The organism is Streptomyces sp. bgisy027, from assembly GCF_057710365.1.
The window spans coordinates 78,654-90,555 of sequence record NZ_JBYIVZ010000001.1; the positions used below are offsets into that span (position 1 = coordinate 78,654).

Annotated in this window: 9 protein-coding genes; 4 read left to right on the plus strand and 5 right to left on the minus strand. The window is 72.6% G+C overall.

Going from position 1 to position 11,902, the window contains the following annotated elements:
• The 5 genes from AC3ETA_RS00350 to AC3ETA_RS00370 all read right to left on the minus strand — a co-directional run bounded on the left by AC3ETA_RS00350 (position 1) and on the right by AC3ETA_RS00370 (position 3,772).
• Positions 1 to 849: an SMP-30/gluconolactonase/LRE family protein gene (locus AC3ETA_RS00350; protein ID WP_432190765.1), complete on the minus strand. Its 849-nt coding sequence runs from the start codon at positions 847 to 849 to the stop codon at positions 1 to 3.
• Entirely contained in the window at positions 846 to 1,619 is a 774-nt protein-coding gene (locus AC3ETA_RS00355; protein ID WP_432190766.1) for an IclR family transcriptional regulator, read from the minus strand. Before AC3ETA_RS00355 ends, AC3ETA_RS00350 begins: the two co-directional genes overlap by 4 nt.
• A gap of 326 nt (positions 1,620 to 1,945) precedes the next feature.
• Positions 1,946 to 2,347 carry a zinc ribbon domain-containing protein gene (locus AC3ETA_RS00360; RefSeq protein WP_432191046.1) on the minus strand — a complete coding sequence of 134 codons (402 nt, stop codon included), beginning with the start codon at positions 2,345 to 2,347 and terminating at the stop codon, positions 1,946 to 1,948.
• Positions 2,348 to 2,372: 25 nt separating this feature from the next.
• The gene (locus tag AC3ETA_RS00365; protein ID WP_432190767.1) at positions 2,373 to 3,617 is read right to left on the minus strand and encodes a PucR family transcriptional regulator; all 1,245 of its coding nucleotides are present in this window, start codon (positions 3,615 to 3,617) and stop codon (positions 2,373 to 2,375) included.
• A gap of 2 nt (positions 3,618 to 3,619) precedes the next feature.
• Complete coding sequence (locus AC3ETA_RS00370) at positions 3,620 to 3,772, minus strand: hypothetical protein (RefSeq protein ID WP_163016988.1); 153 nt, start codon at positions 3,770 to 3,772, stop codon at positions 3,620 to 3,622.
• Between the two features lie 270 nt (positions 3,773 to 4,042).
• Between AC3ETA_RS00370 and pgfA the strand changes: the two genes are divergently transcribed.
• The 4 genes from pgfA (at position 4,043) to AC3ETA_RS00390 (ending at position 11,766) form a co-directional block, all read left to right on the plus strand.
• The gene (gene pgfA, locus AC3ETA_RS00375) at positions 4,043 to 5,029 is read left to right on the plus strand and encodes a cell envelope lipid trafficking protein PgfA (RefSeq protein ID WP_432190768.1); all 987 of its coding nucleotides are present in this window, start codon (positions 4,043 to 4,045) and stop codon (positions 5,027 to 5,029) included.
• 218 nt (positions 5,030 to 5,247) lie between these two features.
• Positions 5,248 to 6,396 (plus strand): glycosyltransferase family 4 protein, encoded by a 1,149-nt coding sequence (locus tag AC3ETA_RS00380; RefSeq protein WP_432190769.1) that lies wholly within the window; start codon positions 5,248 to 5,250, stop codon positions 6,394 to 6,396.
• 97 nt (positions 6,397 to 6,493) lie between these two features.
• Positions 6,494 to 7,219, plus strand: a complete 726-nt coding sequence (locus AC3ETA_RS00385; RefSeq protein ID WP_432190770.1) for a class I SAM-dependent methyltransferase — start codon at positions 6,494 to 6,496, stop codon at positions 7,217 to 7,219.
• Complete coding sequence (locus AC3ETA_RS00390) at positions 7,216 to 11,766, plus strand: alpha-(1->3)-arabinofuranosyltransferase domain-containing protein (protein WP_432190771.1); 4,551 nt, start codon at positions 7,216 to 7,218, stop codon at positions 11,764 to 11,766. Before AC3ETA_RS00385 ends, AC3ETA_RS00390 begins: the two co-directional genes overlap by 4 nt.
• Positions 11,767 to 11,902: the final 136 nt, after the last annotated feature.

The following is an 11,902-nucleotide window of genomic DNA, read 5'->3' on the forward strand; positions in this document are numbered from 1 at the left end:
TCAGCCCTTGAACGCGGGCTGGGCCAGCCCCTTCCCCGCACCCGGGACCACGAGCAGCGAGCCCGACAGCGGGAGCGGGGACGTCAGGCCGACGCGGGCCGTGGTGATGTACAGGTCGGTCAGGTCGGGTCCGGCGAACGCGCACGCGGTCACCCGGGGCACCGGGAGCTCGATGACCCGGTCCAGCTCGCCGCCCGGCGTGTAGCGGCGTACCGCCGAGCCGTCCCACAGGGCCACCCACACACAGCCGTCGGCGTCCACGGTGAGCCCGTCGGGGAACCCGGCGCCGTCCTCGATCTCGACGAACGTCCGCCGCTCGCCGACCCGCCCGTCCGCGTGGTCGAAGACGTCGACGCGCCGCGTGGGCGAGTCGATGTAGTACATGAGGCTGCCGTCGGGGCTCCAGCCCGTGCCGTTGCTCACCGCCACGTCGTCGAGGACGAGGCTGGCCGAACCGTCGCCGGTGAAGCGGGACAGACTGCCGCCGCCGGGGGCCTCGTCGTAGCGCATGGTGCCCGCCCACAGGGAGCCGTCGGGGGCGACGGCGGCGTCGTTGGCTCGGCGGCCGGGCACGGGTTCGTGGTGCAGCCAGCGGAAGCTGTCGTCCGCGTCGAGCAGTCCGACGCCGTCACGGAGGTTGAGGACCAGCCCGCCGCCGGCACGGGGCTTGACGGCCCCGACGTGCTGCGGGACCGTGCGGACGGTCCGCCGCCCGGAGACGGGATCGAAGGTGTGGATCCGCGCCCCGAGGATGTCGATCCACAGCAGCCGGCCGCTGCGCGCGTCCCAGGTCGGGCCCTCGCCGAGCTCGGCCTCCGCCCGGACCGCGATCTCGTGGCCCGCGCTCACGCCACGCTCCGGTGCCCGAGGCGCTCCGACAGCTCGGCGGCGCCCTTCACGGCGAGCTGCTCCAGCTCGGCGCGGCGCTCGTCGCTCCAGCGGATCATGGGCACGGAGATGGAGAGGGCGGCGACGACCTGCCCGGCGCGGTCCCGCACGGGCGCGGCCACGCACGAGACGTCCGGGTTGGACTCCCGGCTCTCCACCGCGATCCCGCGCTGCCGGATCGAGGCGAGGGCCTCGCGCAGGGCGACCGGGTCGGTGATGCTGTTCGGAGTCATCGCGACGAGCTCGGCCCCGTCGGGGACCCGGGAGCCGAGCTCCGGCTCGGGAAGGGAGGCGAGCAGCATCTTACCGACGGACGTGCAGTGCGCGGGGAGCCTGCGGCCGGCGGCGGACACCATCCGCACCGCGTGCGTGGAGTCGACCTTGGCGATGTAGATGACGTCCGTGCCTTCGAGGATCGCCACGTGCACGGTCTCGTCGCAGGTCTCGGCGACGGACCGCGCGACCTGCTGTCCCTCGGCCGCAAGGTCGAGCTGCTCGGCGTATCGGCTCCCGAGCTGGTACGGCCGTACGCCCAGGCGGTACCGTCCCGGCTGACCCGGGACCTGGACGATGTACGACCGGGCTGCGAGCGTGGTGACGAGTTCGTGCACGGTGGTGCGCGGCAGCTGGAGCTTGCGCACGATGTCGGGGGCGGAGAGCGTGCCGTCCCCGTCGAGGAAGAGCTCAAGAATGTCGAGAGCCCGCGTCACGGCTGGTACGAGGCGTCCCACGTCCGGCCCCTCCCTTGCGTCAGTGCGGCTGCGTTCGATATTTCAACAGCCGATCGGGATAACGAACACAGGCTACTCAAAGTTCGTTTCCCCCGGCAATGGCCGTGCGCGGACCAGCCCGCACCGCGCCGGGCGGCGGCGAAGGAGACCGGCGGCGCGGGGTGACGCCGTACCGCCTCAGTCGCGCGGCTTCCCGCGCCTGACGTACGTCACGTCGAAGTCCGTCGTCCACCGCTCCCCGTCGGGGGACTGTTCCCAGCTGCCCTCGATGGTGTCGCCGTCGGGGCTGACGGTGACGGTGAGGCGTTGTTGACATCCTCCCCCTCTTAAAAGAGGGGGATTCCAACCCAGGTGGGTTGAGGTTCCCGGACGCTCGACCGCGGTGTGGGCGGTGTCGTCCCTCCGGCACCGGCTGTGCGCCGGGGGCGGGGAATCCCGCCCTGTCCTGCCGCGACGTTGGTTGCTGCGTTGGTGTCCGCGTTGCAGGTGAAGCGGCAGAAGAAACAGACGAACTCGGCTTGGCTCTTGCGCGAGTCCTTGTCGATCCATCCGCAGGCGCTGCACCGCAGGGAGGTGTAGGGGGCGGGAACGTCTTCGACCCGGCCGGGGGCTTTGTGCTGGGTGCGCCGGCGGAGCAGGCCCCAGCCCTGGGCCAGGATGGCCGGGCACTCACCCCAGCCCTGAACGACCGGGCACCCTACCCGAAAGCAAGGTGGACGCAGCGGCAGCCGGAGCGGGGTGACCCGGCCCGGACTACCGGCGCGTCTCGCCCAGGGCTCCCCTCAACCGCTGTGCCCGCAGCACCAGTTCCAGTTCGAAGCGGCGGTCCGGGTCGTCCATCTCCTCGCCCCAGAGTTCCCGGATCTGGCGCAGCCGGTAGCGGACCGTCTGAGGGTGTACGCCCAGGCGGGCCGCCACTTCGGGGGCGCCGCCCCTGGTCTCCAGCCAGGCCAGCAGGGTCTCCGCGAGCCGTCGGCCGTGGGTGGGTCCGCACTGCTCCAGCGGCGCCAGACACCTGACGGCCAGGTCGTCGATGAGTTCCTCGGGCTGGAGGAGCACGAGGGCCTCCGTGTGCTCGGTGCAGTACAGGACCTCGCCGGCCGGCAGCAGGCGACGTTCCATGAGATGGACGGCGGCCTCGGCCCAGCGCAGCGACTTCGCCGCGTCGGCCAGCGGCACCGGCGGGCCGATCGCGCCCGACCAGCCGCACAGCGCCCGGTTCAGCAGTTCGGGCCGGCCGGCCGCGTCCGGCTCGGGGACGACCATGCGCGGCTGCTCGTACTCCAGGTCGAGCAGCACGCCCTGTCCGACGGCGGGTGCCAGCGCCTCCCGGGCCGGCCGCAGCAGCACGCCCACCGCGACCTTCTCGGGCAGCGGCCAGCCGATCCGGGCTGCGCGCTCGGAGAGGGCGTCCGCCGGATCGCCCCGGTGGTGTTCGGCCAGCAGCAGTTCCATCAGCCGGCGCTGGAGACGCAGCCGCTCGCCCGCCTGACGCGCGGCGGCCTCGGCGTAGCCGCGCACCGACTGGTCGACGAGGCCGTCGAGATACTCGTAGCCGGCGTCCACCAGCTCGTACATCGCGGGCGGCGGGATGTCGACGCGCTGGCCGATCTCGGCGAACCGGCGCCAGGCCAGCCGTACGCCCAGCCGGTAGATCGCCTGGAGGGAGTCGAGCGATCTGCCGTTCAGGCCCTCGCCGCGGCCGAACTCCTGGAAGACGCCCGGTGGGACGCGCGGGCGGCCCTCCGAGGTCTCCAGGTGCTGGACGAAGACCTCGATCGCACGCCGTATGCCGACCAGGGCCATCGGCTCGCCCGACTCGTCGAGGACGACCGGCAGATGCGGGTACTCGCGCTGGATCTCCCGCAGGATCTCCTCGGCGAGGGCGGGCGCGTCCGCCATGGCCAGTTCGGCGAAGCGACGGACCTGGAAGCGGGGTACGTCACGCCAGGCCGAGCGGGTGGCGGCGGGCGAGGCCGTGGAGCGGGTGGCGGCCACGGTCAACTCCCCTGGCCCGCTTGCTCGTAGGTGATCAAGGGGGTGTTCGGCTGGTCGGGGGTCGCTTCGAGGAGCGCGACGACGCCGAGCGCGGCTCCCACCGCGAGAACGGCGGCGAGCGCGACGGTCAGCGCGGCGGCGAGCAGTCTGGGCATCGCAGGGTCAGCCTTCCTGTCCGAAGGTCCCGGAGGTCCCGACGGTTCCGGAGAACCCGAAGGTCCCGGCGGTCCCGGAGGTCCCGGAGGTTTCCCCACCCCGGTGTCGCTTGCCCGATCCCGACCCCTGCCTGTCGGCCCAGTCTCGACAAGCCGTGACAGCGCGTCAAGACATTGACACTCCGTCAATGGACGCCTACGGTTCCCGGCCCAAGAACGGCCAGGCATCGACCGAGCATCGACCGTGCGTCAACCCCCCAGGAGTGCCGGATGCGCCGTACAGCCTCATCTCTCTCGTTGATCCTGCTGGGCCTCGGCACGTTTCTGCTGGTACTGGCGCCGATGCTGGCCTGGTACGTCACCCCGCGGGCCGCCGTGAACCCCATCGACATCGACACCACCGCCGTTTACAAGGGCACCGGGAGTGTCTTCGACACCGACAAGATCGAGACCGTGCCCGACCAGCGGATCACCGTCACCCAGCGGGTGCGGGGCGACGTGGCGGCGAGCGAGCGCAGCGGCGACGCCGTCTGGGACGTGATCACCACCGTCGACACCGACAAGTCGCTGCCGGCCGCGGACCCGCACGACGCGCTGGACCACACCCCGCACCGCTGGGTGATGGACCGCAGGACCACCAGGCCCGTGCACTGCTGCGGCGAGAAGCCGTACATCGAGGGCGAGGCCTATCTGAAGTTCCCCTTCGACGTGCAGAAACGCTCCTACCAGTGGTGGGACAACACCGGCGGCACGACGGTGACGATGCGCTACGACGGCACCGAGAAGATCCAGGGCTACACGGGCTACCGGTTCACCGCCACGGTCGCGCCCCGCAAGGCCGGCACGCGGCTCGTCCCCGGCAGCATCGTCGGCGAGCCGAACCGGCCGCAGGTGCTGGCCGAGGAGTGGTACTCCAACCACGGGTTCGTGCTGGTGGTGGACCAGCGCACCGGCCGGGTGATCTACGCGCAGACCGGACCGCGCCGCACGCTGCGGGCGCCCGGCGGCGACAAGGACGCGGCGGTGCTGCTGGACAGCGAGAAGATCGCGTTCACGACGGCCACGCAGAAGGAGGCCGTACGGCAGGCGCGGGAGGACACCGACCGGCTGCGGCTCGTGGGTACGACGTTGCCCGTCGGTGCCGCTGTGGCGGGATTCGTGCTTGCGGTGGTGGGCGGGGTTTTGGTGGCACGCGGGCGAAAGCGCCCGGAAGAGCCGGGGACGGTCGAGATGCCCCAGCCCTCGCCCACAATGTGACGTGACGTCAGCTCCAATAAAGCCGGAAATTGTCACGCCCGTGAGTAGCCGTGGCGAACCGCTGGGCGAAAACTGTCCAACCCCACCCGGACACAGCCTGTCCACACCCCACGCACAACGACCGTAAGACGCCCGAAAACCTTCGATTCCCCTCACAGGAACCCAAACCCTCCCTCCCCCACGCTGAGTTCCGCACCCTGAGACGAGTTGGAGCACCCATGCCCCAGCACGTGCCCTCCCCCCTGCACGCCGCTCTCCCCTGGGCGTCGCAGCACTCCCCGGCGCACCCCCCACATCCGCGCCGAATCGTTTTTCTCGCCCATCGCGACCTGGGCAACCGATCCGCCGGCGGCTCCGAGCTGCTGGTCGACCGCCTGGCCGACGGCCTCATCCGGCTCGGCCACCAGGTCACCCTGCTGTGCGGAGGCCCCGCGTCCTACCGCGACTACCGGGTCGTCTCGGCAGGCGGCTCGTACGGTCACTACCTGCGCGCCAGATCCGCCTTCACCCGTCAGGTCGGGGACTGCGATCTGCTGGTCGAGGTCTGCAACGGGATGCCGTACTTCGCTCCCCTGTGGCACCGCGGACCCACGCTGTGCCTGGTCAACCATGTGCACACCGATCTGTGGCAGATGCGGTTCGGCGGACCGCTGGCGCCGGCCGCGCGGCTCGGACGAAGACTGGAGCACTGGGCGCTCACCGGTGCGCAGCAGCAGGGTCTGCTGGTCGCCGTGTCCCCGTCGACCGCGCACGCGCTGCGGGCGATCGGTGTCGAACGGGACCGTATTCGTGTCGTGCACAACGGGGTCGAGGAGCCGGGCCCCCTGGGCGACCGTTCGCCGGAGCCGCTGTTCGTGGCCGTCGGGCGGCTCGTGGAGTACAAGCGGATCGATCTGCTGCTGCGGTTGTGGGAGCGGGTACGGCCGGTGACCGGCGGCCGGCTCCTCATCGTCGGGGACGGGCCCGAGCGTGCCGGGTTGCAGGCGCTCGCCGGTCCCGGCGTCGAGTTCACCGGGCATGTTTCCGAGGCGGAGAAGCACCGGCTGCTGTGTGCGGCGTGGCTGTTGCTGCATCCGTCCGCGATCGAGGGGTGGGGGCTCGTCGTCACCGAGGCCGCGACCCGAAAGACGCCGACGGTCGCCTTCGATGTGCCGGGGCTTCGGGACTCCGTCGTGGACGGGGAGACGGGGGTGCTTGCGCACGGGGAATCGTCCTTCGCCGCCGCTTGGTGCACGCTTGCTCTGTCCGGGCGTCGGCGGGAGCTGATGGGCAAGGCGGCTCGGGACCGGGCTGCGCGGTATCGGTGGGATCGGACGGTTCGGCAGTTCCGGGCCGTTGCGGCGGAAGCGGTGCGACGTGGCGCCTGAACGCCGGGGTGGTTCGCGCGTATCGCGAGTACCGGTTCGTTGGGGCCGGTCGCGCAGTTCCCCGCGCCCCTATGGGGGCGCGACACCGGACCGGCGCATGAAGGATCCGTCTCTTGGGCGCTCCCTCGCCCTCTTCCGGGCGTTCCTGCGTGAACAGGACGACCCCGAAGCCTGCTACTCGCTGCTCGCCCGCGACGCCGTGGATCAGGTCGAGGCCCACGACGGTTCCGTCGACGGGCGGGTCGTCGTCGATGTCGGTGGCGGTGGCGGGTACTTCACCGAGGAGTTCCGGCAGCGGGGCGCGTACGCGTACCTCTTCGAGCCGGACCTGCGCGAACTCGGCGAGAAGCCGCCCGAAGGAACCGTCCTCGCCGACGGATACCTGTTGCCCCTTCAGGACGGCGTCGCCGATGTCACCTTCTCCTCCAACGTGCTGGAGCACGTGGCGGATCCGCAGACCTTTCTCAGTGAGCTGGCCCGGGTGACGCGGCCCGGTGGGCTGATCTATGTGTCGTTCACCAACTGGCTGTCCCCCTGGGGCGGCCATGAATGGGCCCCCTGGCACTACTTCGGCGCCGAGCGGGCCCGGGCCCGCTACCGCCGGCGCACCGGGCGGGCCGCCAAGCACACCCTCGGCGAGAACCTCTTCGCCGTGCACATCGGCGCCACCCTGCGGCTGGTGCGCGCCCGCGACGACGTGAAGGTCGTCTCGGCGCGCTCCCGCTACTGGCCGTTCCTCGCGGAGACCGTGGTGAAGGTGCCCGGCATCCGTGAGTTCGCCACCTGGAACCTCCTCCTCATCCTCAGGCGGTGTCCACCATGACGACGACCACGGTCCAGGCTCCTCCCCCGGCGGCGGTGCCCGCCTCCGCGCCCGCCTCGGGCCCGCCGGAGGGTCCGCGGTCGCGGCGCTGGCTGCTGGGGTTCTGGGCCGTGGTGTTCGTGCTGTTCCTCGCGGCGCAGCCGGGGCGGCAGACCTTCGACACCAAGCTGGGTGTAACCGTCGACCCGGGGCGGTTCCTCGCCGACCTCGGGCAGTTGTGGCACGACGAGGGCGGTTTCGGCGGGATACAGGACCAGTACGCGGGCTATCTGTGGCCGATGCTGCCGTTCTACTGGCTGGCCGATCTCGTACGGCTGCCGGTGTGGATGGCGGAGCGGCTGTGGATGTCGCTGATCGTCTCGGTCGCCTTCTGGGGCGCGTTGCGGCTGGCGGAGCGGCTGCGGGTGGGCAGTGGAGGGTCCCGGCTGGTGGCGGCCGTGGCGTACGCGCTGTGGCCCGTCTTCACCATCGTCGTCGGGTCGACGTCCGCTGCCGCGCTGCCGGGTGCGTTCCTGCCGTGGGTGCTGCTGCCGCTGACGAACGAGCGGTACACGGCGCGGGTCGCCGCGCTGCGGTCGGCGCTGGTCATCCCCTTCATGGGCGGCGTCAACGCGGCCTCGACGCTGGCCTCGCTGCTGCCCGTCGGGCTGTATCTGCTGTCCCGTCCGCCGGGGCCCCGGCAGCGGAAGCTGATCGGCTGGTGGGTGCCGGGGGTGATCCTGGCGACCGCCTGGTGGGTGGTCCCGCTGCTGCTGCTCGGCACGTACGGGGAGAACTTCCTTCCCTACGTGGAGAGTTCGCAGACCACCACCGAGACCATGTCGGCGACGGAGGCGCTGCGCGGCGGCGGGAACTGGGTCGCCTATCTGCACTTCGGTGAGGCCTGGCTGCCGGCCGGCTGGACCGTGGCCGCGTCCGTCGTCGCGGTCGTCTGCTCGGCGCTCGCCGCCGGGCTGGGGCTCGCGGGCCTTGCCCGGCGGGACATGCCGGAGCGGCGCTGGCTGGTGCTGACCGTGGTGACGGTGGCGCTGATCCTGCTCGCCGGGTACGGCGGCGCGTTCGGCGCTCCCTTCCACGGGGTCGTGCAGGACTGGCTGAACGGCTGGCTGGTCCCCTTCCGCAACATCTACAAGTTCCAGACGGGGCTGGCCCTGGCGCTGGTGCTCGGCCTCGCCCATCTGGTGGGCGTGGCGGCCGAGGCGCGCGGGGCGCGGCCGGTGCCGGGGCGGCGGTTCGCCGCGCTGATCGCGGCCGTGCTGGTGCTGCCGGGTCTGCTGCTGCCGTACCTCAACGGCTCGATCCTCAACCCGGGTTCCTTCAAGGAGATCCCCGAGTACTGGCAGAGCACGGCCGACTGGATGGAGAAGTACTCCCCCGACGCCCGTGCCCTCGTCGTCCCGGCGACCGCGCACGGCATCTACACCTGGGGCTCGACCATCGACCAGCCCCTCGACGTCCTCGCCGACTCGCGCTGGGCGCAGCGGGACTACGTGCCCTTCGGCACGCCCGGCAACCGGCGCGCGATGGACGCCGTCGAGCAGGCCCTGATGACCGGGGGCCAGGTGCCGGGGCTGGCCGACTTCCTGAGCCGGGCGGGCGTGTACTACGTCGTCGTCCGCAACGACCTCGACCCCGACCAGATCGGCTCGGTCCCGACGACGACGGTGAAGCGGGCCCTGGAGCAGTCCGGGTACCAGCGGGTGACCGGCATCGGGCCGGTGATGACCGGCGGGCGGATCGCCGAGGGCACCCCGCTCCAGGTGGAGGGGCTGTATCCACGGCAGCGCGCGGTGGAGATCTACCGGCCGGCGGACGCGGACGTGCCGCGTCCGCACCAGGCCGGGCTGCGACCGGTCGCCGACACGGCCGTCGTCTCCGGCGGCCCGGAGGCGCTGCTGCCGCTGGCGTCACAGCTGCGGGGCAGGCCGAGCGTGCTGACCGGCGACAACCACCCCGGGCTCGGCTCACCGCAGGTGCAGGTGACCGGCGACGGGCTGCGACGCGCGGACACCCGGTTCGGGCTGGTCAACGCCAACACCTCGTACACGTACACCCGCGACGAGCGCAACGCGCCGGACGCCGCCCAGGACGCGGGCGAGAAACCGCACCAGATCCTGCCCACCAGCGGCGCCGGCCGTCAGACCGTGGCCGAGCTGCGCGGGGCGCGGTCGGTGACGGCGTCCTCGTACGGCAGCTGGCTCTTCCATCTGCCGCAGTTCGACCCGGTGAACGCCTTCGACGGCAACCCGGACACGGCGTGGACCGAGGGTTCGGAGGGCTCGCCTGACGGTGAGTGGCTGCGGATCGCCTTCGCGGGCGGGTCGTACGACATGCCGTCGTCGTTCAAGGTGACGCCGCTGCCGCAGGAGGCGGTGCGGGCGGCGGCCACGCGGGTGCGGGTGGAGACGGAGAAGGGGTCGGTGAGCAGTTTCCTGCGGCCGGACGGTACGGCCCAGAGCGTCAAGGCGCCCGCGGGCGCGACGCGTTGGATGAAGCTGACGATCGTCGACTCGGTGGCCCGGCAGGCCGGGCTGACCGGTGCGGGCTTCTCCGAGATCGCCCTGCCGGACGTGACGGTGACCCGGCTGCTGCGGCTGCCGACGGACGCCGAGGACTCCGCAGCAGCCGCCGAGATCGTCTCGCTCTCGCGTTCGGCCGATCCGACCGGCCTGTCGGCGACCGGCACGGAGGCGGGCCTGCACCGGCGCTTCGGCACGGCCGGCGCGGGGACGTACGAGATGCGGGCGAGCGCGGTGCCGGTCGCGGGCACGGAGCTGGACGAGCTGCTGTACGAGGTGGCGCCGGACCAGCGGAGCCGGATCGTCGCGACCGCCGACTCCACGGCGCGGCTGGGGGCGGGGCTGTCGCCGCGCAACCTGACCGACGGCGACCTGACCACGGCGTGGATCGCGGGCGACCGGCCGACGGTCCATCTGCGCTGGCCCGGGAAGCAGGCCGTCGGGGAGATCGTGCTGGCGCCGGCCGGCGGGCTCTCCACCCGGCCCACCGAGGTCCACATCAGCTCTCCGGACGGCGCGGCGATCGCGGGCGTCGACGAGAACGGAAACGTCCGCTTCCCGCCGATCACCACCGACCGCCTGGACATCACCGTCACGGAGACGGCCCCGCTGACCCTCTACAACCCGGTGGTGGACGAGGACCTGCACCTCCCGGTCGGCCTCACGGAGGCCTACGTCCCGGCCCTCGACCAGTACCGGACCCCCAAGCCGCGCGACTCGCGGCCGTTCTCGCTGCCGTGCGGCAAGGGGCCTGTCGTCTCGGTGGACGGGGAGCTGTACCGGACGAGCGTGCGCGGGACCGTCGGCGATCTGGTCGAACGGCGCCAGGTCGAGGTGACGCTCTGTCAGCAGGGGCGTGAGGACGCCGCGTTGCGGCTGACGTCCGGGGAGCACCGGGTGGAGGCCGGGGACGGCGGACCGCTCGCGCTGACCGAGGTCACGCTGACCCGCGGCACGGTCACCGAGGCCACGACCGCGGCACGCGACCTCGGGATACGGGACTGGCTCGGCGACCGGCGCGCGGTGACCGTGGGCTCGGGCGCGGCGAGCTATCTGACGATGTACGAGAACTTCAACGACGGCTGGCGGGCGACGCTGAACGGCAAGGAGCTCACGCCGGTCCGGCTGGACGGCTGGCAGCAGGGCTGGCGGATCCCGGCGGGCGCCGGGGGCACGGTCGCGCTGTCGTACGAGCCTGCGGTGGCCTACGAGGCCGGGCTGATCGGCGGCGCGGTCGGCGTCGCCCTGCTGGCCGGGCTGGTGCTGTGGCGCCGCCGGTCGCCGAACACGGATGAGCCGCAGACCGCCGCGCCGCTGCCGGGGCTGTGGCTCGGCACGGTCGCCTTGACGGTGGTCGGCGTGTTCGTCGCCGGCTGGTTCGCGCTGCTGGTGCCGGCACTGGCCCTGCTGGCGTGGCGCAGGCACGCCCTGCTGGTGCCGCTCGCGTTCCTGGCGCTCGCGGGGGCGGGGATCGCCGCGGCGGTCGGGGCCGGGGAGCCGGTGGGCGCCGGGGACGGGGCCTTCGGGCGCACGGCCCAAGTGCTGGCGCTGCTCGGGTTGTTCGCCGCTGTCGTCAGTGTGCGGGAGAGGGGTGCCGGGGCCCCGGTGAGCGCGGGAGGCGGTACGCCGGGCGTCGCTCCGCAGGCGCCGACGCAGCCGTTGCCGCATCGGGTGCGCGGGCGCAGTCCGCTCGGGACGGATCCCGGGGGCGAGTGGGAGCCGGGTAGGAGCTGTCCGCCGCCCGCGTCCGGACCGGCGCCCACCGAGTCCGGACCGGCGCCCACCGAGTCCGGACCGGCGGCCACCGAGTCCGGACCGGCCGCCCCCGAGTCCGGGCCGCACACCTCCGCGTCCGGGCCGACCGTCTCGGCCCGCGGTCCCGGCGTACCGGACCCCGATCCACCGACCACGCGCATCCCGCCACGCGGGCCGCGCCTGCGGGCGAGCGGCCCCGAGGACGCCGGGCAGCACGGCACCGGCCCCGCCGACGGCGGGAAGGACGACTCCGGAAAGGGCCAGGCCCCATGACCGCACGCCAGCGACCCACCCGCACCAAGCGGCCATCACGCCTGCCGGCCCTCACCGACGCAGACGCCCGGCACCCTCACCAAGACGACACCGCACCGGCACCCACCAAGCACCACAGCGCCACCACCCGCAACGC

Excerpts from the sequence above, each read along its gene's own strand:
- AC3ETA_RS00370 (WP_163016988.1), bottom strand. The coding sequence starts at position 3,772 with ATGCCCAGACTGCTCGCCGCCGCGCTGACCGTCGCGCTCGCCGCCGTT.
- AC3ETA_RS00385 (WP_432190770.1), top strand. The coding sequence starts at position 6,494 with ATGAAGGATCCGTCTCTTGGGCGCTCCCTCGCCCTCTTCCGGGCGTTC.
- pgfA (WP_432190768.1), top strand. The coding sequence starts at position 4,043 with ATGCGCCGTACAGCCTCATCTCTCTCGTTGATCCTGCTGGGCCTCGGC.
- AC3ETA_RS00380 (WP_432190769.1), top strand. The coding sequence starts at position 5,248 with ATGCCCCAGCACGTGCCCTCCCCCCTGCACGCCGCTCTCCCCTGGGCG.
- AC3ETA_RS00390 (WP_432190771.1), top strand. The coding sequence starts at position 7,216 with ATGACGACGACCACGGTCCAGGCTCCTCCCCCGGCGGCGGTGCCCGCC.